Origin of the sequence: Paenibacillus sp. VT-400 (genome assembly GCF_001029205.1) — a bacterium.
GTDB classification, from domain to species: Bacteria; Bacillota; Bacilli; order Paenibacillales; family Paenibacillaceae; genus Paenibacillus; species Paenibacillus amylolyticus.
This window is the reverse complement of sequence record NZ_LELF01000067.1, coordinates 3,875,159-3,897,498: the sequence shown is the minus strand read 5'-3', so window position 1 is coordinate 3,897,498 and position 22,340 is coordinate 3,875,159. Positions and strand designations below refer to the sequence as shown.

Below are 22,340 nucleotides of genomic sequence, written 5' to 3'. Positions count from 1 at the left end.
GAAAGCAGCATGAGTACAGAGGTACGCAAGGACTGGGATACGTATTTTATGGACATCGCGTATATGGTTTCCACCCGTTCCCGCTGTTCGCGTCGTCATGTGGGCGCCGTTCTTGTTCAGGGAAAGAAACTGCTGGGAACAGCCTATAATGGTGCACCCACCGGCGTCCCGGATTGTTCTGAAGCAGGTTGCATGATATCGGAAGAGTATGAGTTGGTCGTGACCGATGGGCAAGAAGAAATGGTGAAAAAGCAAAGATGCATTCGCACAATTCATGCGGAGCAAAATTTGCTTTTATTCACAGATCGAATCGACCGCGAAGGCTCGTCCGTGTATGTGACCGACGAACCGTGCTGGACATGTGCCAATATGCTGGCGAATAGCGGGATTACAGAAATCGTGTTTCATCGTTCTTATCCTAAAGATACCGGCAAGGTTACCAATATGATGGAACAGAAGGGCATAACGTTCCGCAGGCTGGAGAATTACCAGCCCCCGCGGGAAACGATGATGACTGTGAGCAATTAATGTAAATATGATCGAATACGTGAGGGAGAACCTCCGGCAAGCCTGAATGGGCTTTCCGGGGGTTTTTCTGCGTTCAACGGGTGAAATGAAGGAGGGGTAGAAATGAAAGGCAGACCATTATTAAGTTTTACGATTTGTTGGTTGTGCGGGAGCGGGATAGCATGCGCGTTAACAGGCTGGACGTTAATCTGGGGGTTAATTGGAGCTCTGGCATGTCTGCCACTTTTGCTTCGTTTTATGGATGTGCGTGGATTGTCTGTTTTATTTTTACTCGCTGCCTTTATTGGAGGTGCTGCACATTGGGAGTGGAATGACGTAAGCAATCATAGCAGTCTGCCGGAGACCATGCATATCGCTACTCACGAGTTGGACGGATGGTCAGCTGAAATTCAGGGTGAGCTGGTGTCAGATGTACGTATTGATGGAGATCGGGCTGACTTTAAGATTCAGATGTCTTCAATATTGCCAACATTGGATTCGTTAGCAGATACAGATCTTGTAGCATCATCTGCATTCAAAATAGATGAACAATTGATGGTACAAGTCAGACTGTTGGAGGAAGAAGAACAACAGGTAGCAGCGGGCTGGAAGAGGGGCGATTTGATTACGCTTAATGGTTCTTTTGTCCTTCCTGGTGAAGCCAGGAACTTTGGCGGGTTTGATTATCGCAGTTACTTGCGCACCCTGCATATCCACTGGTTGTTCAAAGTGAAGGGAGCCAGTTCGGTCACAGCAGTTGCTCCTGAGGGACTTGGACAATATAACATACTAAGGTGGACGGATTGGACTAGGCATAAGTTGGGCTCGGCGGTTGAGCAGTTATTTCCAGAGCCTCATGCAGGTTATATGAAGGGTCTTATTATCGGGATGGCTACTGATATCGATCCGGGTACCTATGGTCAGTTTTCACAACTGGGTCTAACGCATATCCTGGCTATCTCTGGAACCCATGTTGCTGTGTATGTTGCGTCGTTGCTTCTCATTCTATCTTGGCTAAGGCTTACAAGAGAGACGGCACTCACGATTGTTCTGATCCTGGTGCCAGCTTATGTACTGTTATCCGGAGGTTCACCTTCAGTGATTCGGGCAGGAATGATGTCCATGATTGGGTTGTATATGGCACGTCGTGGTCTCGCCAGAGACGGTCTTCAGATGATCAGTGCAGCAGCGTTGCTGATGATGTGGTGGGACCCGTACTTTTTGCTAAGCGTGAGCTTCCAGTTATCCTTTCTCGTGACCGCAGGTTTGATGATCTACATGCCATTGATTAACCGGCTGTTCAGCAGTTGGCCGAAATCTCTGGCTGCAACGTCATCCGTTACCGTGACCGCTCAGCTGATTTCGTTCCCAGTAACCATTCTGTATTTCAATCAGTTCTCACTACTCTCATTTGTAGCTAACTTTCTGCTGGTTTCTTTGATTAGTGCCATTGTATTACCTCTGGGGACGGTCGCCATGTTATTGTCATTCATATGGGTTCCCTTGGCGAAACCTCTCGCATGGATTGCGATGCAACTGAATCAACTGACATTTGTAAGCGTGGAGTGGATGAACAGCCTGCCAGGTTTTGTGTTGATCTGGGCAACACCGCCCTTGTTATGGATTGCTGCCTATTATGCTGTGTTGTATGCCTTACTCTACCTGTTGCATCGTGGCAATGGTGAGCAGCAAGAAACAGCATTTGTTGAGGAAGAGACGGCTCCTCTTGTGAGGCGACAACCTTCAGTTTCAATGGCGAATATGGGCATTCGCTCTTCGATGTCTACCGTGTTACAGGATCAAGGTAAGAACCGCGTAGATGGAAAAGAATCTTCATTAACGACATTAGGAGCCAGTATTGCCTGGCCGGAGTATACAAGTGCATTTACTATACGAGGCGCAGGTTATTATTCAAATGAACGAATGAGTAAAGCTCAGCAATGGTTGTGCGGGTTGCTCGCAATCAGCTTTATTGCTGGATTATGGTGGGCATATCAGACTCCCAAGCCTGCTGGAACCGGCATCGTGCAGTTTTTGGATATTGGTCAGGGAGACAGTACATTGATTACAACCCCGGAAGGCAAACACATTCTGGTGGATGGCGGGGGAACAGTTAGTTTTGGGAACAACGAACAATCGTGGAAAACAAGGCGTGATCCGTATGAGGTGGGAGCCAAGGTGGTTGTTCCTCTATTGAAAAAGAGAGGCATCCATCAACTGGACACTGTAATTGTAACGCATGCCGATCAGGATCATGCCGGAGGACTACAGGCTGTGCTGGAACAGATTCCGGTTAAACGTTTCATATTTAATGGCACAACCAGTGGTAAAGAAAACTTTGATAAATTACTGGACACAGCCATGGAACGTAAAATTCCTCTGTACGCCATTCAGCAGGGCATGTCCTATAAGGCTGATAAAGAGACAAGTTTACATTTTATAGCTCCGGATCTGGCACATATGGATGTAAATGAATCAGGCAATTTGCCTGTATCTGAACACCAAAATCATGATTCCGTTGTCTTTTTGCTGGAAATGGCCGGGGCTTCCATGTTGTTCACCGGAGATATGGATGCAGCAGCCGAGCAGGACCTGCTCTATATGATTCAGGATGGCTCGTTGGCTGCCCAGTTTGAACAGAAAGGTGCAGATATTGGAGTTACAGAGGGAGTTGTTCAAAGGATACTTACACGCCCGTTGCAGGTTGATTCAAAAGATGCTTCAGCGGCGGCGTCTGTATCCATTGACGTTCTAAAGGTCGCTCATCATGGTAGTAAAACGTCGTCCACTGAAGCCTGGCTCCAATACTGGAACGCCAAAACCGCTGTGATATCTGCAGGAGTTAACAATACATATGGGCATCCCAATCCGGGAGTGATGGAACGTCTGGAGGCTACCGGGTCAGATATTTATCGGACAGATCAGATGGGAGAGGTTCAGATGAGGGTGAAAGATGGGAAGATTGATATCCGGTACAAGTTGTTTGGAGTTGAGTGAAGGCAGGCAATCTATTTATCGGTATGAAGATGAGTGAAGAAAACTCCGATTTAATACCAACTGGAAGGTTAAAAAGACAAGAGAACATACAATAATGTGGATAGTTTGAGCAGAAAAAGTACTGAAGTTACGTGTAAATATCGAGTAGATGATCCCACCTATGAAGCCTAATAGACCATATGCAACGATTGCAACGAGCAATCTTTTATACGTACTATCTTTTTTTCTGTATAAAAGTAATCCATCCACCAATATAGAAAGTGGCGTAAGTAAGAAAAGTAAAATAGCGAGGTTAATCAATAATCCAACCGCAAATTTATACCCGAATGAATAATACAGCTGCAACTATTTTTCCGCGCGGCCTATTGATTCTATGGGTGTTTGTCATTTAAATATTGACCTCCCTAAATAACTATATTCAATAAGAGATAGGCTAAGGCGTTACTATATTTTAACATACAGAGGTTGAGGAAAAGTGGGAATTAGAGAAAGAAAGTACTTAGTTGACCTATAAAAGAAAGAAGTCGTTTCGCTGCGAAACGACTTTTTTTAATTTCATGGTGGTGACATATATTTTTTTGGTAGTGGCAGGGTAGGAAATGAGGAAGGGGAGCGTGGTTCCACCGGCACAGATCAGAAGAAGACGGATTAAAAGTATGAAATATCGTTACTATAAAGAAACCTCAAAAGTTTCAAATGAATTCGGTCATCGGTAGTAGACTGGTATTCGGCAAGTGAAGGAAGGGAAGATTATTTTTACAAGGACGAGGTGCATTTAATAGAGGCGCCGAGGTTTACGTTGACCTGCTTGTGAGGGCCTTGAACGGTTTGCAGAAGTAAAAAAAAATTTTGGATGCGAAAACTTTTTGGGAACCCGTATACGTCTTACTTCTTGTTACGACAAAAGATTTATATAGAAAAGGAATAATCGACCATGTTCAATAGAAAAACTGAAAAAATTCTTACACACTGTATTACCGAGCATAAAGAGAACGTATACCGACTTGCTTATAGCTATGTCAAAAATAAGGATGATGCCCTGGATATCGTACAAGACTCCATATATAAAGCGATGACGCATCTCGAGCTTTTGAAGAACCCAGATGCGGTCAAAAGCTGGTTTTACCGGATTGTGGTGAATACCGCCCTGGATTTTCTGCGCAGAAACAAAAAGGTTCAGGCGATGGATCATGAAATGATCGAAACCTACAGCCCCGGGGCAGAAGATACGTATATGGACATTGATTTGAAGCGAACGCTCGAATCCTTGCCGGATAAATACAAGAGCGTCATTATACTGAGATATTTTGAAGACATGAAGATCGAAGAAGTTGCGGCTGTGCTGGATGAGAATGTGAATACGATTAAAACAAGGCTGTATCAGGCGCATCAGCTATTGCGAATCAAAATGAATGATTAAACAACCAAAGGAGATCGAGTAAGATGAACAATAACATGGAACAGCTGCGAAAAGAATACCAAGAAATACCCATTCCAGATGAATTGGATAGCATTGTAAACCAATCGATTCATAAATTCTCTAAGGAGGGAAGGAGGGGCCGCGGCTCAAAGTACAGATGGTTAGCCGTTTCCAGTGCGGCTGCGTTCATGTTCCTTATTGCGATCAATGTGAGCCCTCCTGTAGCAAAAGCCTTGTCATCCATACCGGGTGTGGACCGGGTTATCCAGGTGCTCACGTTCAAGGAATACGTGGTTGACGAGTCTAATTACAATGCGAATATCAAAGTGCCTTCCATTACCGATATGGAGAATGAGCAGTTGCAAAGCGGGTTGAACGAGAAATATATGAAGGAGAACAAAGCGCTTTACGAAAAGTTCCAGGTGGAAATCAGCGAATTGAAGAAGCAGGGCGGAGGCCATCTGGGACTTGATGTCGGATATGAAGTAAAGACGGACAACGACGAGATTTTATCTATACAAAGATACGTGGTCGAGACCGCCGGTTCATCCTCGGAGGAGCTTCAGTTTGATACGATCGATAAGAAAAACCAAATCCTCATAACTCTGCCGATGCTGTTCAAGGACGATCGTTATGTACGGCTCATCAGCGACAACGTTAAAGAGCAGATGCAGGTGCAAATGAAAGCGGACCCTAATAAGATTTACTGGGCTCCGGGAGCTAGCGACGTGCCGGTCACCAGTGAGTTCCAGAGCATCGCGAAGGATCAAGGCTTCTATATCAACAACGACGGCAAGCTGGTGATTGCTTTCAACGAATATGACGTTGCGCCAGGCTATATGGGTTCTGTGGAATTCGTCATTCCCACGGATGTGTTGAAAGACGTTCTGATTAATAACAAATACATTAAGTAATGGAAGAGACCGGTGATGGGGTACCCCGCGCCGGTTTTTTTTGTTAGTACTTTGGTCGAAGAGATATTGTTCTGTTTTTGATTTTCCAAAACTTTCTGTACCATCTCATGCGTCTAGCCAATGAGTGTACGTGATTAGACACTCATACAAAGAGATGGAGGATGAAAGCTATGAAAAAGAAAACGATAAAATACATGAAGATGGGGGCCATGGGCTGTGTAGCCATGCTCGGCGTCGGCGCAGCGAGCTTATCTGCATATGCGCTGGCCTCGGCACCTGTTTCAGCGAACGTAACTGTCAGCTCTAAGGTACAAGCAACCGTCCCTTCGGCTACAGGAGTAAAAATCGTGGAGAAGGTACTGAGCACAACGAGCAAGAACCTTATTGTGAACATCAAGGTACCGCAGCTGGACGGCATGCTGGACACCAGATACCAGAATGAACTGAATGGCATCCTTTTATCCCGTGTGCAAAAGGATCTTGCTCAGTGGGAGAAGGATGCCGCAAAAACGGCCAAAAAGGCAAAAGTAAATCACCAGAAGTTCCACCCCTATGAATTTTACGTCAGCTATAAGCTAAAATCGGACGGAACTGGAAACCCTGCAGGAGTAGTTTCGCTTGAAGTAATCACGGAAGGTTACAGGGGCGGAACAAGCATGCCCCGGATCGATACCTACAACTTGAAAAATGCCTCTGCGGCTCAGCGCGTGACACTGGAGGATCTCCTCGGTTCTAACTATAAAGAAAAGCTTGATACAGATATTCTTGCGCAAATGAGAAAGGATCCCGATCAATACTTCCTGGAAGAATTCAAAGGGACGTTCACGGAACAGTCGTTTTATATTGAAAAAGGCGAACTGGTTATCATCTTCCCGAAATACAGTATCGCGCCGGGATATGTGGGTTCACCGGAGTTCCGTTTCAATTTGAAGAATGCCAGCCTCTGAGGCAAAGCCAAATGATATGAAGCCAGAAGTCGCAGTAAAGTTGGATCTGAAAAAGGTGGCAGCTTGCTTCTTCTCGAAAATGGCTCCCAAAGCGCTCGGCGCAGCCACTTCGATTCATAAAAATCAGTTTTCCGTGCAATCCAATTTGTGTCCGACATTTTAAATGTACAAGTACAACATTAATTCAAGTCTTATGCTGGAAACATGACGATTATTCTGAATGTGGCATCCCGAAGACTCTCTTCTTACGGGATGCTTTTTTTAGTTCTAAAGGTAGAAGTTCCATGAAAATGTTTTGTTCTCTTCATTGATTACATTAATTGGAGAAAACTTTTTTCACAACCTCGGCGTCCTGCCTATGAGCAACAAATCAAAAAGGATAGGGACGAAAGCAAAATGCATGACAACACAGATCATTTCGGAAGTCTAATCCGGAACTTTGCACCGGTACGAGGCGACGGTAATCGTTATATGCCAGGACTTGATGGCTTAAGGGCATTATCCGTCATGGCTGTCATGGCCTACCATCGCCGGAAGAAATGATAGACAATGACTTGCAGTTTTATGACTAGAATAAAGATAAGGATGATTTGAAATGAACAAAAGGAAGAAAACACGGTGGCCCGTTTGGCTGGTTGGATTTATTGTATTAGCTGGCGGGATTCTAGGAATCAATCTAATGGTGCAAAATGTTCTAGCTGGGAACCACAGCGTTACAGAGAACGTTGAAGTGTCGCCCAGTGCATACCCAGGCTTAAATATCGAAACAAGGACGAAGAATACGAAGCATTATATACTGTCGATTAGCAACGTTCTCTCAAACAGCAAGGAGATTAATACTCCTATTCAGACGTGGGTCAATGATCAGGAAAAGAAATTCTTAGCCCAGGTTAAAACCGGTGCAAAAACGCTTCAAGGCGATCATCGTGCTGAATTGAATATTACAGTAGATACGAATAAAATTAATGACCATTTATATAGTTTAGTGTTCACTTCCTATCAAATCACCACAGGCGGTGCTAATGGACAATCGATAATAAAATCTTTTAATATCGACACAGCTGAAAATAAAATATTGAATTTATCTGATATCATGACTTATGACAAAGCAGCTGTTAACCATATTATGTCCATCGTGAAGGAAGAATTGAAGAAACAGAAAAACGTTCACTCTTATGTATTCGAAGCAGAACTTCAAAAATCTATAAAAAATCCATCTGGATGGAAATGGTCCATAGGTAACGGAGTCTTTACTTTATACTTTAATAAATACGAGATCGCTGCTGGTGCAGCCGGAACGGTCCAAGTGAACATTCCACTGAAATCCTTGCATTCCTACTTGAAGAAGGACCTTACTAAAAAATGGAATATTAATTATGAAAATAACGATGAACCAAAAGGGAAGAGGCCAACTCAGCCTCCGCTTGATCCTAAAGGGAAATATGTTGCTCTTACCTTTGATGATGGGCCTCACCCAAAGGTGACACCTAGAGTTCTAAAGACTTTGAAGGAGTACAACGCGAAAGCTACTTTCTTCATGCTGGGCGTACAAGTAGAGTATTATCCTGATATGGCTAAAAAGGTTGCTAAGGCCGGCCACGAGATCGGCAATCACTCCAAGAGTCATCCAAATCTTGCGAATATGAGCCTGAGTGAGGTGCGCAAACAAATCATAGAATCATCGGACCGAATCGAGGATGCGACTGGGGAAAAACCAACCCTATTCCGTCCGCCTTATGGTGCTATGAATGAATCAGTCAAAAAAGTCACCAAAGAACAGAAAACACCCATTATTTTATGGTCTGTGGATTCGCTGGATTGGAAAAGCCGGAACGCTCAAGCTGTAAATAAAGAGGTTGCTAAAAACATCAGATCAGGTTCGATTTTACTTATGCATGATATTCACGCTTCTACAGCTGATGCGCTGCCCCACATGCTTAAATCACTAAAAAAGCAAGGCTACCAATTCGTAACGGTGTCTCAGTTGTTGTCCTTGAATAAATCCACAGGAAATGGCCCTTATTATAATCAATAAGTTCATCACACAAAAGAGGTACAAACCTTCGTTTTTCTAAGGTTTGTACCTTCTCTATAAGAATGGATTTGCACTATCCTATATAAACCGACCTTTATTTGGATTTGAAATAATTCCTTGCTGTTCCGATTTCTCCATAGTTTCTTATATTCAGATACGGATGTAAGAGTTTTTCTAACGAACATTTTGTCCATAAGCTGCTTCACTCGCTAGCGACAGATGGTTCCAGCGTTATAATATTTTAGTTATGCAGTCATCTTTTTTTCAACTTTTCGTACTAGAAGTAAGTAATACTTCATGAAGTGTAAGGACATCTAGACTATCACTTAGGATAGTTGACTAAAAATCAGTTACTCTCTTGCCTTTGATATGCCAACTATCAAGCTAATTATAGTTGCGCTGAATAAGTTTAGTATATGATCAATTTGATCCCAACTTTTATGCCAAATTATCATATTAAATGCAATGAATAACACACTACTGAGTAGAAAGAATCCCAGGAAGTATTTGAAAAATATTATTAGATTCATTTAATCTCCCGCATATCCATTTATAGTTTTGTTACGGTTGCACGCCCTATTTCGTTTATAATATGTTTTCTATTTTAGATTATTAAATGCAATCATTTGTATTTGGTTTGTTGTATATATGTAAAAATATGTTTTTAGTTACGGATTTGATTAATGTTATGTGATTTTTGTTGCAGGATTATGGTTGTTTTTACCGAATAATAGTTAGGCCCACCTTAGAGGAGGGATAGAGATACTTAGGGATCGTAGCACTATACATAATAATGAGGGGATCAAGAAAATGGAACTTGTAGAAATGTCGCAAAGTAAAAAGAACAGAAATGCAACTCAGAAGTTTAGAGTGAAATGGATTAGAAAAGCGATAGCCCTATGCATTGGACTTTTAGTTATCGGTTTGATCGCAGGACAGTCCTCCGCTTTTGCATCATCTGGATCGGGTAATTCCATCACTTCAGTTCTTGACCGAAATGACTATTTGCTGGACGATGGTACACTTTGGTCTAAAGGGGCCACAAGTGGAGTATGGACACAAAATCGAAAACTGATTGGTATTTCAAAATCAGAAGACCATTCCATCTATGGGTGGACTGCCGATGGCCAAGTGATTCGGTGGAATAAGGACAATGCGCATAAACCAGTAACGAAACAATTCAATGGCGTTGTGAAAGTTTATGGCCATGGATGGGTTCAGCTTCAGGATGGAAACCTTTATAATTTTGATGATCAGGCTAAGGTTTTGGAATCGATTATCGATGCGGATTCTTATAGTTTTGGAAGCGATTCTTCTTATAGCGCATTATCTTCATCAGGAGATATATATTATGACAAATACAACAAAATACGTAAAGCTGGAAATGTACCTGATGGTAAAGCAATTGCAACGAATGGTGTTTACGCAGCAGTGCTGAAAAATGATGACTCGGTAGTGATCGTAAGTATGCTGTATGAGGATGACTACATCACGGTTGCGAATAATGTGCAATCTTTGATTTGGTGGGGGAGTACGCATAAGCTGCTCACGGTGAAACAGGATGGAAGCGTCTGGAGCTACGATCGAACTGCCAAATATAAGGGCGAGCAACTGCCTGGTTTAAGTAACGTATCGCGGATGGTGTATGCGCCTAATCTGGATGAGCTATATGCACAGTTACAAGATGGATCATGGGCTACATATGATAATGGAAAGTTAACTCCTCTATCAGCTCCCGCGTTAAATCAAGTGACACTTACGGCATCTTCCAAGGAAGCTAATATTGGGGATACGATCACGCTTGCTGTTCAGGAGAATTATAGTAATGGTTTCAAAAACAAGCGTGCGCCATTGCCTGAAGAAATTATAGTGGAGCAGCCCCGAGTTGCACAAATTCAGGCAGGAGGCAAACTGAAGGTTACGGGCATGGGAACAACCAAAGTGACTTTGAAGATAGGTGATTTTGCCTCAAGTCTTCAACTGAACGTTGATTCACAGCAAAAGTTAACAGGCGCCACATTGTTGGATGGAAATGTATACTTGCCAGTACAGTCGGTGTTCAAAACTTTGGGAGCCAAAATTGATGTGAAGGGTTCATCTTTTGAAATTCAATTTGGAGATGACAGTATTGTTTTGCAAAAAGGGAGTGCTGTTGCGCGATTAAACAACAAAGAGCTGAAGTTGAAAGGGAAAGTACAAACCATTGGAGGGCAAACTGTATTTCCTGCGGACTTGTTAAGACAGGCTGCGGGTATTCAGGTTCGATGGGATGCTGAGCTAAAGCAGGCCAAGGTGCTGGTTGGAAATTCTTCTATTCTGGTGGAATCGAAGGATACACTTGCACTGATCAAGAAAAAAGAGTTGGGGAATCTTGCTCGCTTCATTGGCAAGTCCTACTGGATCAACAGTGATACGAGTTTAGGGCAACGTTTCAGTAAAGTGACCATATCAGATATCAAAATTGAGAAGATTAAATACGGTGATCGAAGTTACTCTATTATCTTCCGTAATGCAAAAGGAAAAACCGTTTCTGCCTATGCAGGAGGGGCGCCTTCCAGTGTGACGGAGATGCTTGCCGATTCCAACCAATTCTTCTCTTCTGATCCGTATAAGAAATACAATTGGTCCAAGTCTACTTGGAATAAAATCATTGCTGGAGAAGTAGCTTTAGGAATGAACATAACTCAGGTGCGCCTTGCATGGGGAGATCCATCGAGCATTACGTATGAAACGAGTTCAAAAGGCAAAATCGAGGTTTGGGTGTATGCCAGCTCCGCAGGCATAAGAGCTTTAGGTTTTCTCAATGGCAAACTGATGGCGATTTACTGATGAATATACCAATTAATCACTTCATTTGATTGCAAGTTACAGCACAGCACAAAAAAAGCCCGCTTTCCGTTACACTCCACGAGGGAGGATATCGGAAAACGGGCCATTTTTTCAAAATGTAGAAGAAATATAAGAACTACTCTACGCCATCCTTAAAGTGTTTGCTCCAGTGTTTGTCGCCCTTGTGCAACAGATCTTCTACCGTTTTCTCAAGAGTCATCAATAGCTGTGCTCTGACATCAAGTACGGTTTCTCTGTACAAGCGTTCTTCCGATCCAACGATTTTATCGCCGTATAATGCCTGTGCAGCTACGTACTTCCGATGTTCCTCGACCAGAGTATCAATGGACTCCAATGCATGTTCCACAAAGTGGGAAATACTTTGATATTCTTTGGGCATTTGTTCTTTTAAAGCTTGAATTTTCGCAAGAGCTGGCATGCTCATCACCTCGTGTTTATGAATGTAAATTTACAATACACTATTTTCATGAAAATTGCATTAAAATCAGCTTAAATTTGGACAAATTTCGACTTTTTTTATTTTAGGAACCAAAAAAGTGCTTATCTATAATGTATGCCATTGCATTTGAATTGAGTCGTGTAAGTAATGGAATCCCTTTTGGATACGTTTGGTGACTCGTTATGCAATTTCTGTTATTCTAAGAGAAGATTTCAGCGGCCCTAATACATACGCCGTTATTTTGTTATGGCAAATTAAAAAAATACTTAACTTTGCAACAATTTTATTGATGATCACGTCTGTAAGGTTGCAGGGAGAGGGGGATCCTTTGTGGTAGAGCCGGAACTCATCAGAACCGCTCAATCGGGCGATCGCGACGCTCTAATTACCCTATTGCGGGAGATTGAACAACATGTCTATCGGACCGCATATTACATTCTAAATAATGAACAGGACGCTTTGGATGCTGCTCAGGAAGCGTTGATCCGAATTTACACCAAAATCAATTCATACGAAGAAAAGGCCCAATTCAAAACATGGGTACAACGCATCGTCACGAACATCTGTATTGATAAATTCAGAAGAACCAAGCCGTCCGTCTCCATTGACGAACATGACATGGTTTTTCAGGATAATCAGGATGTGGAGTACGAGGTCATGTCTACATATGTGGCCCAGGACATTCAGGATGCGATCAACAAGCTTCCCGAGCATCATCGTACCGTTATTGTTCTAAGATATTTGCAGGACTTATCCTACAATGAAATTGCGGATTGTCTCGATCTTCCGTTGAATACGGTGAAATCTTATTTATTTAGAGCCAGGCAGCAATTACAGAATCTACTACAGGAATATCAGAAAGGTGGTGTGACAGGATGAAATGCGAAGAGGTGGTGGAATGGATGCACCGCTATCTGGATCATGATCTGGGCGAGGCGGAAACCGCGCAGATGCTACAGCATGTGGCGAAGTGTCCGGAGTGCGCCGAGAATTTTAGTTTACTCAGAGCTCTTTCCAGAGAACTGGAAGAATTACCGCAAGTAAGCCCGAAATTTAGTCTGGTTGATGCGATTATGCCACAGCTTGATGCCATTGACGAAGCGCGGAGGGAACAAAGTAGCACCATACAGGAAATGAATCCTGTCCCCGCTGCATTTGAGAATTTACAACGTTCAAGTGAGCGGAAAACGAAGCAAAAATGGCTTAACTCGATGGCAGGACGTATGTCCATGGGTGCAGCGGCTGCGGCAGTTATATTGGGATTTGCCATCTGGGGAAATCCGCCTGAACAGATTGAGAATGCCGATTCCATGCTGATGAGCTCTGGAGCTTCTCAAGAGAGCGGCAATGTGGACGAGAATCCATTAAGCAAGAATATTGAAAATTATGATCCTGCCACTTCGTCCCAACCAAGTAGCAACGATGTGTTTGTGGATCAATCGAATGTTTCACCAACTAAACCAGATAACCAAGACGTAGAAACAATGCCTGAAGAGAACGGTGGAGATGAGGTACAGGAGCCTGAAGTTCAGTCAGATCCGACACCTCAACAACCGGCTACTGAATCAACGCCTGCTCCGAATAAAGGACCGCAGGATAATTCGTCCAGAACTCCTTCGACCGATAATCAGAAGAATCCGGCTCAAAACCAAGATTCTGAGCAGAGAATTCAGGGATCAGGAGATTCTCCTAAATCTTCTGCAGATGGGGAAGAGAGTGGAGTAACAGAAACAGAAAATGGAGATGCGCAATCCTTCACTTCTCAGGATACAACACCTAATATGACTGAAGATGCTCCGGTTGAAGGTAACACTGTACCTGATTCCAGTGCAGGTGCAGACGCTTCTGGAGGAAACAAAGGATTCGCAGCAGGACCGGATCAGGGAATGGCTACAACAGCAGCACCAAAAGAATGGAAGTCACCTGACGGCTCCTATGTAGTTATGCTTATTGGTGATCAAATCAGCATATACTCCAAACCTGTGAGCGAACCGGATGTTCTAAATTTGGTTGAACAACGCAGTATAGAGGGGACACTGAAGTCAGCGAGTTGGTCAAAGGATGGTACCCTATTTAATTACGAAACGGACAAGGACGGAACAACGGCGAAGAACTCGTTTAATGTACCTGCTGTTTCAGGTGGAGCTCCTGCGAAATAATTAAAAATGGGGAGTGCGCTCCTCTAAAACGAAAGAACATTTTCAGTATGACAAGCATATAGTGGAAGTAACAAAACGTCCTATCTCAGTTCAAGCAACTGACGTCGTATGACCGCGCACCGGCTTTTTCTAGAACTGCTGGTGTCAGCGTTTATATAGATGTAGGACAGGGGACCTTCATCCATAACTGGATGTAAGGTCCCTTTGTTGTCTTGCGCTTTTTCTGGTAGGATAAGAGGGATAAGGAGGCGCCGTGAATGGATGTAAAAAGTGCAACAAAGGCAATACGTAATGGAGAAACGGCACCGATCTATGTGCTGTACGGAACGGAGAAGTACCAGATACAGCAATTTACGGATATGTTAAAAGAACAGGTTATTGAAGAAGAACATCGTGATTTTGCGATTATTCCATATGATTTGTCTGAAACGGCTGTGGAGGTTGTTATTGAAGAAGCAGAGACTGTACCTTTTCTGGTTCCACGCAAATTAATTATCGTAAGGGATGCGAGCCTGTTCACCGCAGGTAAAGAATCCAAGATTGAACATCAGGTTGATCGTCTGCTTACATATATGGAAAATCCGGCAGATTACAGTACGATTGTTTTCCTGGCCCAAGGGGATAAGCTGGATGAGCGTAAGAAACTGGTGAAAGCTGTCAAGAAACAGGCAGTAGTTCTTGCTTTTGCTCCACTCAGTGGAGAAGAGTTATTGAATTGGATAGTGAAACTTGCGAAGCAGCGGGATGTTTCCTTGGAGACGGGAGCGGCGGAAACGTTGATCAGCTATGCAGGAACAGGTCTTCAGACCCTGTCTGCTGAAGTAGATAAGTTATGTTTGTTTGCGGGTAATGGGGGGACAATCAAACGTGCTGATATCGAGTCACTGGTTGCCCGTAGTACAGAGCAGAATGTATTTTCACTAGTGGAGGAACTCGCTAATTTGCGACTGGAGAAAGCGTTGGCTCTTTTCTATGAGTTGCTGAAGCAGCGGGAAGAACCGATTAAAATTGCGGCTCTAATCGCACGCCAGTTTCGGATCATGATCCAGGTGAAAGAGTTGGGGCAACAAAGTTACTCCCAGCAGCAGATTGCCAGTCAGCTAGGTCTGCATCCGTATGCTGTTAAGATTGCAGGTGAGCAAGCTCGGAAATTTCAGCCGGAACGTCTGAGAATGATTTTGAGTCACCTCAGCGAACTGGATTACCAGATGAAAACAGGAGCGGTGGATAAAGTGCTTGGTCTGGAGCTGTTCTTATTGAGACTTGGTGCATGAATGGATAGGAACGTAATAGATTACTAGTGTGAATAACAAACAAAGCGACCTTTGCTCCATGATAGTTAAATCATCGGAATAAAGGTCGCTTTATGTTTGTCTTATACTTATCGAATCAGATACTAAAAAATCCTGAAAGCCTATGCTGTTCAGGATTTTTCCATTGGATCGTATAAGTAACGCTTCTTACGCTTGTGCGGAAAGAGCGTTCAGTTTTTTCGCCAAGCGAGACTTTTTGCGTGCTGCAGCATTTTTATGAACCAGACCTTTAGTTACAGCCTTGTCCAGCTTTTTGGAAGCAGCTTGAATCGCAGCTTTTGCAGTATCAACTTCGTTACTTACCAGAGCAGCATCAGCAGCTTTAACAGCTGTACGGAGTGCAGACTTCTGGGAAGCGTTGAGTGCGCGGCGCTTGTCGCTCGTTTTTACGCGTTTAACAGCGGATTTGATGTTTGGCATTACATTCACCTCCTGTAAGGCATTTGCATGAATACAAACGTTTCACAACTTAAAATATTCTATCACGCTAGCATGTAAAATGCAACAGATATTCCTACGATGTTCGACATGCTGTATAAAGAAACCCTTTTTCCCACACAATATGCTCAAATGCGGTAAGGGAGGCAGGGACAGAATGACACTGGATTTGCAAAACTATACAGTTCGTACCGATTTGGCGATCGACTCCAAGGAAATGGCGCAAGGTGGACAGAAACAGACGATTCCCGGACTACAGGAAGATGTAGAGAAAAAAGAGGGCATTACGATTACACGTATTGATGTCCTGACTGAAGAAGCAGCCACGGCTATTGGTCGGGTGAAAGGTCACTATGTTACCTTGGAAGTACCTTCACTACGGAATGGTGATACCGAGTTACAGGAGCGAGTTGCTGCTGAGTTCACCCGTGAAATGGAAGATTTTATGGTTAAGGCCGGAATTAACAAAACCTCCAAGGTCTTGATTGTTGGCTTGGGCAACTTAAATGTCACCCCGGATTCACTCGGTCCACTTGTTGTGGAAAATCTGATGGTGACGCGTCAGTATTTCGAATTGGTACCAGATCAGGTTGCGCCAGGGTATCGGGAAGTCAGCGCGATTGCTCCCGGCGTGCTCGGTACAACGGGTATTGAATCCAGTGACATCGTACAGGGGATTGTAGACCGGACCAAGCCGGATGCCATTATTGCGATTGATGCGCTGGCCTCCCGTTCCTTGGAACGTGTAAATACAACAATTCAGGTAGCGGACATTGGTATTCATCCGGGTTCCGGTATTGGAAACAAACGGCGTGGCCTGACCCGTGAGATATTAGGTGTGCCTTGCATCGCCATCGGAGTACCAACCGTATGTTATGCGTCCACCATTGTGAACAATGTGATTGAGATGATGCGCTCACACTTCCGCCAAGAAACGGATCAGACCAAACAGATCATGGGTATGCTGGACGACATTGGTGAGCAAGATCGCTTGAGTCTGGTGAAAGAGGTACTGGAGCCACTAGGTCATGACCTCATTGTTACCCCAAAGGAAATCGATGAGTTTATTGAGGGAATTGCCAATGTTATTGCTACAGGACTTAACGCGGCACTCCATGATGCCGTGAATCCGGATAACGTAGCGGCCTATACACATTAAAACTTAAAACTGCTGAGAAGAAGGTCCGAATCTATCGGACTTTCTTTTTTTGTTTCTGGAATCTTTCATTTTCCTGTTCTATCAATTTGGGCGGGCTCATAGAGTTGAAGTATAAGAGTTGTCCAGCAGGGAAGGAGACAGCAGAATGAACAAGATATTGGCCTGGAATATTGGGAAGTGGAAAAAAAGATGTCTGCACGTGCTGGCCATGGGCCGTACGTTGTTGTTGCTTATGATCATATCTGCCTTGTTTTTTGTCGTACTGGGTCTGGGGGGGATGGCAGAGAAACGCTTGAATAATTCACCCGTTTCTTCCATGAAAGGATTTGCGAGTGCCGTATCAAGCCGCTTTTTCGTCGATATGCTCGGTATGGAGATGCCCCATCTTACCCAGAAGGAACAGACGTCTGCTATATCCGGTGAAAACCTCACCTCATTTGTTTTCCAATTACTAACGAATGTAAATCCTCAAGATCCGAAGAGCCTGATTGCGAGAGAAATGCCGGGCATGGGTTCCAACCAACCTGTTCTGCTCCGTCCTGGATCTGGTAACGAAAAAGCCGAGGCTCCCGAAGATTATCAGCCCGGTCCCGGTCTTACGGACACAGCTTCCGCAGGTGGAGGAAAACCCGGTAGTGAGCTGCATGTTCCACCAGGTCAGGACAATACGGATCCACCTGAGTCGAGTGAGCCTGGAGATGGAGAAGGTAAAGAAGATCCCCCAGCGAAGAATGGTGAGAAAGACAATTCAGGCTCACCGACAACAGGCAAAAAGTCAATTCTTATCTATCATTCCCATCCACGGGAAGGCTACAATCCACTGCTAGGTACGAAAAGTGATAATCCATCATCAGGCAAATCAACAGGAAATGTGTTTCAAGTGGGAACCTACCTCTCAGATAGTCTGGAGAAGCTGGGAATCGGCGTAGAACACGCCAAGGATGATTACCCCACTAAAGTAAAGGACTACAACTGGAACTATTCTTATAAATACTCCCGTCAAACGGTAAAAGCGGCACTCTCCCAAAATGATGATCTGACGTATCTCATAGACATTCATCGCGATTCACAACGTCATGGCAAAACAACAACCACTATTAATGACTTGGGCTACGCCAAAGTGTATTTCATTATTGGACATGAAAATCCAAATTGGCGGCAGAATGAAGCCTTTGCAGCGAAAATTCATAAGAAACTGGAAGCCAAGTATCCTGGGGTATCCCGTGGTGTGTGGGGCAAGGACGGCGGAGGAGCCAACAACGGAGAGTATAACCAAACCCTTTCACCCAACAGCATTTTGATTGAGATTGGCGGCATCGACAACACAGGAGCTGAGCTCCAACGGACATCGAAGATTCTAGCAGACATGATTGCCCAAGTGTATTGGGAAGATCAGAAGGTGGACAAAGCCAGTGCCAAAACCTCGTCGCAGGGTGGATAGGAACCATATATGTAAAAAGGAAAAATAGTAGAGAGTGACAGGAGGCAATCCACATGTCCAGATTCGGTAAAAGAATGTTATCCATCGCTGTATTAATGTTGCTGGGTGTGCTGTTTGGAATGCAGCTGGCGGGCAGCAACTTTCATATGGGCAATCCGTCAGGAGGCACGTCAACCGCTGTGACAACAGAGCCAACTTCACAGGTTACCGAATCTGTCCCGACTGCACCTGTCCAAAAGGAAATCAAAGAACCACCATTTGTACCTGTTCAGTCACCAAGCCAAGTGCTTGGGGCAGATCAAAATAAGGCTCCCGTTGATGTGTTGGCAGACAAAACGGCTGGACTACTGCAAAATCTCTCACACAGTGGAATCAAATGGGTGGTCTCTCTTTTTAGCGGCGTTGCTGAATAAAATACCATAATTTTAAGGTACAATATAACCTCTGGGAGTGCATGAAGACACTTTATTATAAAGTTGAGACATCACGGGATTGATGCACTGTGCTTCAACTGTTATAATGAAGTGATTGACACTAGGCTGTTTCTGGGGGTAAGGAATGACTGACATTCGGGCAAGACAACGTAAAATTCGTAACTTTTCTATTATTGCACATATAGATCACGGCAAATCAACACTTGCGGACCGGATCTTGGAGCACACAGGTGCGCTCACTTCACGTGAAATGCAGGAACAAGTTCTGGATAAAATGGACCTTGAACGTGAACGTGGAATAACGATCAAGCTACAAGCAGTAGCCTTGACTTACAAAGCGGATGATGGTGAAGAGTATTTATTGAATCTGATTGATACACCGGGACACGTAGACTTCACGTATGAAGTATCACGCAGTCTTGCTGCATGTGAAGGTGCTCTGCTGGTTGTGGATGCGGCTCAGGGAATTGAAGCCCAAACACTTGCCAACGTGTATCTGGCATTGGATAACAATCTTGAAATTTTACCGGTTATCAACAAAATTGACCTTCCGAGCGCTGATCCTGAACGGGTGAAGCAGGAAGTGGAAGATGTTATTGGTTTGGACACAAGTAATGCGGTTTTGGCTTCGGCCAAATCAGGAATCGGGATCAAAGAAATTTTGGAGCAAGTGGTGAAAAGTGTTCCGGCACCAACTGGTGATCCTGACCAGCCTTTGAAAGCGCTGATTTTTGACTCGCACTACGACCCGTACAAAGGTGTAATCGTATATGTGCGTGTTGTTGACGGCAAAATCAAATCCGGTTCCAAAATCAAAATGATGGCAACAGGTAAATCATTTGAAGTCATTGAAGTTGGAGCGTTCAAACCTCGTATGACCATCGTGGACGAGCTGAACGTCGGGGATGTTGGATTTATCGTTGCAGGTATCCGGCATGTTGGCGATACACAAGTCGGGGATACGGTAACGGATGCCAAAAATCCAACACCGGAACCTTTGCCGGGTTATCGTAAAATTAATCCAATGGTGTATTGTGGTCTCTATCCGATCGAAACATCGGACTATGTTGATCTGCGTGAAGCGTTGGAGAAATTGCAGTTGAACGATGCGTCTCTGAGCTTTGAACCGGAAACATCCAGTGCACTTGGTTTTGGATTCCGTTGCGGATTCCTTGGACTGCTTCACATGGACGTTATCCAGGAGCGGATCGAGCGGGAGTTTAACATTCCGTTGATCACAACGGCACCAAGTGTGATTTATCACGTCACCTTAACGAATGGTGAAGTGATGAAAATCGATAACCCTTCCAACTATCCTGAGGTGGGACGGATTGATTACGTCGAGGAACCATACGTCAAGGCAGATATTATCGTACCGAATGATTATGTAGGTACCATTATGGAGCTGTGTCAGACTAAACGCGGTGAATATGTAAATATGGAATATCTGGACACAACCCGGGTTACCATTACCTATGAGATTCCGTTGTCCGAGATTGTATATGACTTCTTCGACCAGTTGAAATCCGGTACCAAAGGATATGCATCTCTGGATTATGAGCTGTCCGGTTACCGTCAGTCCAATCTGGCGAAAATGGATATTGTACTCAATGGCGAACAGGTGGATGCTCTGTCCTTCATCGTTCACCGTGATCGTGCCTATAACCGCGGACGCATTGTCTGTGAGAAACTGCGCGAGCTGATTCCACGGCAAATGTTCGAGGTGCCAATTCAGGCATCTGTAGGTACCAAGGTCGTTGCTCGTGAGACGGTAAAAGCAATGCGTAAAAACGTACTTGCCAAGTGTTATGGTGGTGACATCTCGCGGAAACGGAAACTGCTTGAGAAGCAGAAGGAAGGTAAGAAGCGGATGAAGCAGGTTGGTAACGTTGAGGTGCCACAAGAGGCATTCATGGCGGTACTGAAAATTGATGACTAGGACGTTTGCTTGCAAACATGGGTACAACACAGAATATTAAATAACTAAGCTGAAAGGGAAGCCGGATGGCTTTCCTTTTTTCAAATAGAGGGGGACTTGCCATGACATTGGCAGCACACAGCCGGAAGACAGGTGCGCCCCAAGCGGTGTATCTTCACATTCCCTTTTGCACGAATAAATGTTTTTATTGCGACTTTAACTCTTACGTTCTGAAAGATCAGCCCGTGATGCAATATCTCGAAGCGCTGGAACGTGAGATGGAACATACAGTTAAGGCCAATCCACCGGGTGAGATCAAGACGATATTTGTAGGTGGGGGTACGCCAACAGCTCTGAAACCGGATGAGATGGCCGTATTTCTTCGTTCCGTGAAGACGTATTTCCCAAATTGGGCAGACGATATTGAATTTTCGATGGAAGCCAACCCGGGAACAACGGATGCGGAGAAACTCGCTGCGATGAAAGAAGGCGGCGTCAACCGCGTCAGCTTTGGCGTGCAGGCTTTTCAGAATGATCTGCTGACAGGCATTGGCCGTATTCATAATACGGATGATGTATATCGCAGTTTGGAGAATGCTCGAAAAGCAGGCTTGAATAACCTGTCCATTGACCTGATGTTTGGTTTGCCAAACCAGACCGTAGAAATGTTGAATGAGAGTATCGACAAAGCGCTGGAACTGGATCTGCCGCATTACTCCATCTACAGCCTGAAAGTGGAAGAGAATACACTTTTCCATACCCTGTATCAGAAGAACCAGTTACCACTTCCTCATGAAGATGATGAGCTGGAGATGTATCTTCTATTAATGAGACGTATGAAAGAAGCGGGCTATGGACAATACGAGATCAGTAACTTTGCCAAGCCGGGCTTCGAGAGTCGTCACAATATTACCTACTGGCGTAATGAGGACTACTACGGTCTGGGTGCAGGTGCACATGGATATGTGGGCCGCGAACGGCATATGAATATTAAAGGTATAAATCCTTATGTTGAAGCTTCACGAGCAGGGCTGCCTCGTCTGGATCATTTTGAGATTGCTCGCCCCGAAGCCATGGAAGATTATCTGATGGTTGGACTGCGAATGTTGGAGGGAGCTTCGGCCTCACGCTTTAGCGAACAGTTCGGAGAGTCCATGGAAGAAGTGTTTGCGAAGCCTTTGGGCAAAATGTTGAACGCAGGGTTGCTTGAGCGGACGGCAGACGGCTTCCGACTGAGCGAGAAGGGTATCCTGTTCGGAAATGACGTTTTTGCGGAGTTTATCGGGTCCATATCGCTGAATTCATAGCTTGAAATTCTATACGCTCTGTTGTATATTTATTCATATTGATTTTACAGAGCGTGTTAATT

Annotated in this window: 18 protein-coding genes; 16 read left to right on the top strand and 2 right to left on the bottom strand. The window is 44.3% G+C overall.

The window, feature by feature from the left end:
- Positions 1-9 precede the first annotated feature (9 nt).
- The 8 genes from EL84_RS27815 to EL84_RS27780 all read left to right on the top strand — a co-directional run bounded on the left by EL84_RS27815 (position 10) and on the right by EL84_RS27780 (position 11,649).
- Positions 10-528 (top strand): deoxycytidylate deaminase, encoded by a 519-nt coding sequence (locus EL84_RS27815; RefSeq protein ID WP_017687196.1) that lies wholly within the window; start codon positions 10-12, stop codon positions 526-528.
- Positions 529-630: 102 nt separating this feature from the next.
- On the top strand, positions 631-3,504 hold the full coding sequence (locus tag EL84_RS27810) for a ComEC/Rec2 family competence protein (protein WP_053061628.1): 2,874 nt from the start codon (positions 631-633) through the stop codon (positions 3,502-3,504).
- A 934-nt stretch (positions 3,505-4,438) separates the two neighbouring features.
- On the top strand, positions 4,439-4,924 hold the full coding sequence (locus tag EL84_RS27805; protein ID WP_047843805.1) for an RNA polymerase sigma factor: 486 nt from the start codon (positions 4,439-4,441) through the stop codon (positions 4,922-4,924).
- Positions 4,925-4,947: 23 nt separating this feature from the next.
- Positions 4,948-5,838, top strand: coding sequence for a DUF3298 and DUF4163 domain-containing protein (locus tag EL84_RS27800; RefSeq protein WP_047843804.1), 891 nt, complete (start codon positions 4,948-4,950; stop codon positions 5,836-5,838).
- A gap of 170 nt (positions 5,839-6,008) precedes the next feature.
- The gene (locus tag EL84_RS27795) at positions 6,009-6,785 is read left to right on the top strand and encodes a DUF3298 and DUF4163 domain-containing protein (protein ID WP_053061627.1); all 777 of its coding nucleotides are present in this window, start codon (positions 6,009-6,011) and stop codon (positions 6,783-6,785) included.
- A 396-nt stretch (positions 6,786-7,181) separates the two neighbouring features.
- A complete protein-coding gene (locus EL84_RS32175) occupies positions 7,182-7,328 on the top strand; it encodes a hypothetical protein (protein WP_162489227.1) in 147 nt (48 codons plus the stop codon).
- Between the two features lie 52 nt (positions 7,329-7,380).
- Positions 7,381-8,820: a polysaccharide deacetylase family protein gene (locus EL84_RS27790; RefSeq protein ID WP_047843803.1), complete on the top strand. Its 1,440-nt coding sequence runs from the start codon at positions 7,381-7,383 to the stop codon at positions 8,818-8,820.
- Between the two features lie 810 nt (positions 8,821-9,630).
- Positions 9,631-11,649 (top strand): copper amine oxidase N-terminal domain-containing protein, encoded by a 2,019-nt coding sequence (locus EL84_RS27780; protein WP_053061626.1) that lies wholly within the window; start codon positions 9,631-9,633, stop codon positions 11,647-11,649.
- Between the two features lie 136 nt (positions 11,650-11,785).
- Here EL84_RS27780 and EL84_RS27775 read toward each other — a convergent pair whose 3' ends face one another.
- On the bottom strand, positions 11,786-12,088 hold the full coding sequence (locus tag EL84_RS27775; protein WP_017687204.1) for a hypothetical protein: 303 nt from the start codon (positions 12,086-12,088) through the stop codon (positions 11,786-11,788).
- Between the two features lie 351 nt (positions 12,089-12,439).
- Here EL84_RS27775 and EL84_RS27770 point away from each other — a divergent pair, with 351 nt between their 5' ends.
- From EL84_RS27770 to holA, 3 genes are all read left to right on the top strand, one after another.
- Positions 12,440-12,988, top strand: a complete 549-nt coding sequence (locus EL84_RS27770) for an RNA polymerase sigma factor (RefSeq protein WP_047843801.1) — start codon at positions 12,440-12,442, stop codon at positions 12,986-12,988.
- Positions 12,985-14,268: a zf-HC2 domain-containing protein gene (locus EL84_RS27765; protein WP_047843800.1), complete on the top strand. Its 1,284-nt coding sequence runs from the start codon at positions 12,985-12,987 to the stop codon at positions 14,266-14,268. Before EL84_RS27770 ends, EL84_RS27765 begins: the two co-directional genes overlap by 4 nt.
- A gap of 257 nt (positions 14,269-14,525) precedes the next feature.
- On the top strand, positions 14,526-15,542 hold the full coding sequence (gene holA / locus EL84_RS27760; RefSeq protein WP_036668560.1) for a DNA polymerase III subunit delta: 1,017 nt from the start codon (positions 14,526-14,528) through the stop codon (positions 15,540-15,542).
- Between the two features lie 186 nt (positions 15,543-15,728).
- On the opposite strand, the gene rpsT is transcribed toward holA, so the two are convergent.
- A complete protein-coding gene (gene rpsT / locus EL84_RS27755) occupies positions 15,729-16,001 on the bottom strand; it encodes a 30S ribosomal protein S20 (RefSeq protein ID WP_024628504.1) in 273 nt (90 codons plus the stop codon).
- A gap of 175 nt (positions 16,002-16,176) precedes the next feature.
- Here rpsT and gpr point away from each other — a divergent pair, with 175 nt between their 5' ends.
- From gpr to hemW, 5 genes are all read left to right on the top strand, one after another.
- Positions 16,177-17,178 carry a GPR endopeptidase gene (gene gpr / locus EL84_RS27750; RefSeq protein WP_036615103.1) on the top strand — a complete coding sequence of 334 codons (1,002 nt, stop codon included), beginning with the start codon at positions 16,177-16,179 and terminating at the stop codon, positions 17,176-17,178.
- Positions 17,179-17,323: 145 nt separating this feature from the next.
- Positions 17,324-18,619 (top strand): stage II sporulation protein P, encoded by a 1,296-nt coding sequence (locus tag EL84_RS27745; protein ID WP_047843799.1) that lies wholly within the window; start codon positions 17,324-17,326, stop codon positions 18,617-18,619.
- Positions 18,620-18,672: 53 nt separating this feature from the next.
- Positions 18,673-19,032, top strand: coding sequence for a hypothetical protein (locus EL84_RS27740; protein ID WP_047843798.1), 360 nt, complete (start codon positions 18,673-18,675; stop codon positions 19,030-19,032).
- Between the two features lie 145 nt (positions 19,033-19,177).
- Entirely contained in the window at positions 19,178-20,992 is a 1,815-nt protein-coding gene (lepA, locus tag EL84_RS27735) for a translation elongation factor 4 (protein WP_036615097.1), read from the top strand.
- 101 nt (positions 20,993-21,093) lie between these two features.
- Positions 21,094-22,278 carry a radical SAM family heme chaperone HemW gene (gene hemW / locus EL84_RS27730; protein WP_036615094.1) on the top strand — a complete coding sequence of 395 codons (1,185 nt, stop codon included), beginning with the start codon at positions 21,094-21,096 and terminating at the stop codon, positions 22,276-22,278.
- The last annotated feature ends 62 nt before the right edge of the window (positions 22,279-22,340 follow it).

Excerpts from the sequence above, each read along its gene's own strand:
- gpr (WP_036615103.1), top strand. The coding sequence starts at position 16,177 with ATGACACTGGATTTGCAAAACTATACAGTTCGTACCGATTTGGCGATC.
- EL84_RS27765 (WP_047843800.1), top strand. The coding sequence starts at position 12,985 with ATGAAATGCGAAGAGGTGGTGGAATGGATGCACCGCTATCTGGATCAT.
- EL84_RS27805 (WP_047843805.1), top strand. The coding sequence starts at position 4,439 with ATGTTCAATAGAAAAACTGAAAAAATTCTTACACACTGTATTACCGAG.
- EL84_RS27815 (WP_017687196.1), top strand. The coding sequence starts at position 10 with ATGAGTACAGAGGTACGCAAGGACTGGGATACGTATTTTATGGACATC.
- EL84_RS27745 (WP_047843799.1), top strand. The coding sequence starts at position 17,324 with ATGAACAAGATATTGGCCTGGAATATTGGGAAGTGGAAAAAAAGATGT.
- EL84_RS32175 (WP_162489227.1), top strand. The coding sequence starts at position 7,182 with ATGCATGACAACACAGATCATTTCGGAAGTCTAATCCGGAACTTTGCA.
- hemW (WP_036615094.1), top strand. The coding sequence starts at position 21,094 with ATGACATTGGCAGCACACAGCCGGAAGACAGGTGCGCCCCAAGCGGTG.
- EL84_RS27780 (WP_053061626.1), top strand. The coding sequence starts at position 9,631 with ATGGAACTTGTAGAAATGTCGCAAAGTAAAAAGAACAGAAATGCAACT.
- holA (WP_036668560.1), top strand. The coding sequence starts at position 14,526 with ATGGATGTAAAAAGTGCAACAAAGGCAATACGTAATGGAGAAACGGCA.
- EL84_RS27810 (WP_053061628.1), top strand. The coding sequence starts at position 631 with ATGAAAGGCAGACCATTATTAAGTTTTACGATTTGTTGGTTGTGCGGG.
- EL84_RS27740 (WP_047843798.1), top strand. The coding sequence starts at position 18,673 with ATGTCCAGATTCGGTAAAAGAATGTTATCCATCGCTGTATTAATGTTG.
- EL84_RS27795 (WP_053061627.1), top strand. The coding sequence starts at position 6,009 with ATGAAAAAGAAAACGATAAAATACATGAAGATGGGGGCCATGGGCTGT.
- EL84_RS27800 (WP_047843804.1), top strand. The coding sequence starts at position 4,948 with ATGAACAATAACATGGAACAGCTGCGAAAAGAATACCAAGAAATACCC.
- rpsT (WP_024628504.1), bottom strand. The coding sequence starts at position 16,001 with ATGCCAAACATCAAATCCGCTGTTAAACGCGTAAAAACGAGCGACAAG.
- EL84_RS27790 (WP_047843803.1), top strand. The coding sequence starts at position 7,381 with ATGAACAAAAGGAAGAAAACACGGTGGCCCGTTTGGCTGGTTGGATTT.
- EL84_RS27775 (WP_017687204.1), bottom strand. The coding sequence starts at position 12,088 with ATGCCAGCTCTTGCGAAAATTCAAGCTTTAAAAGAACAAATGCCCAAA.
- lepA (WP_036615097.1), top strand. The coding sequence starts at position 19,178 with ATGACTGACATTCGGGCAAGACAACGTAAAATTCGTAACTTTTCTATT.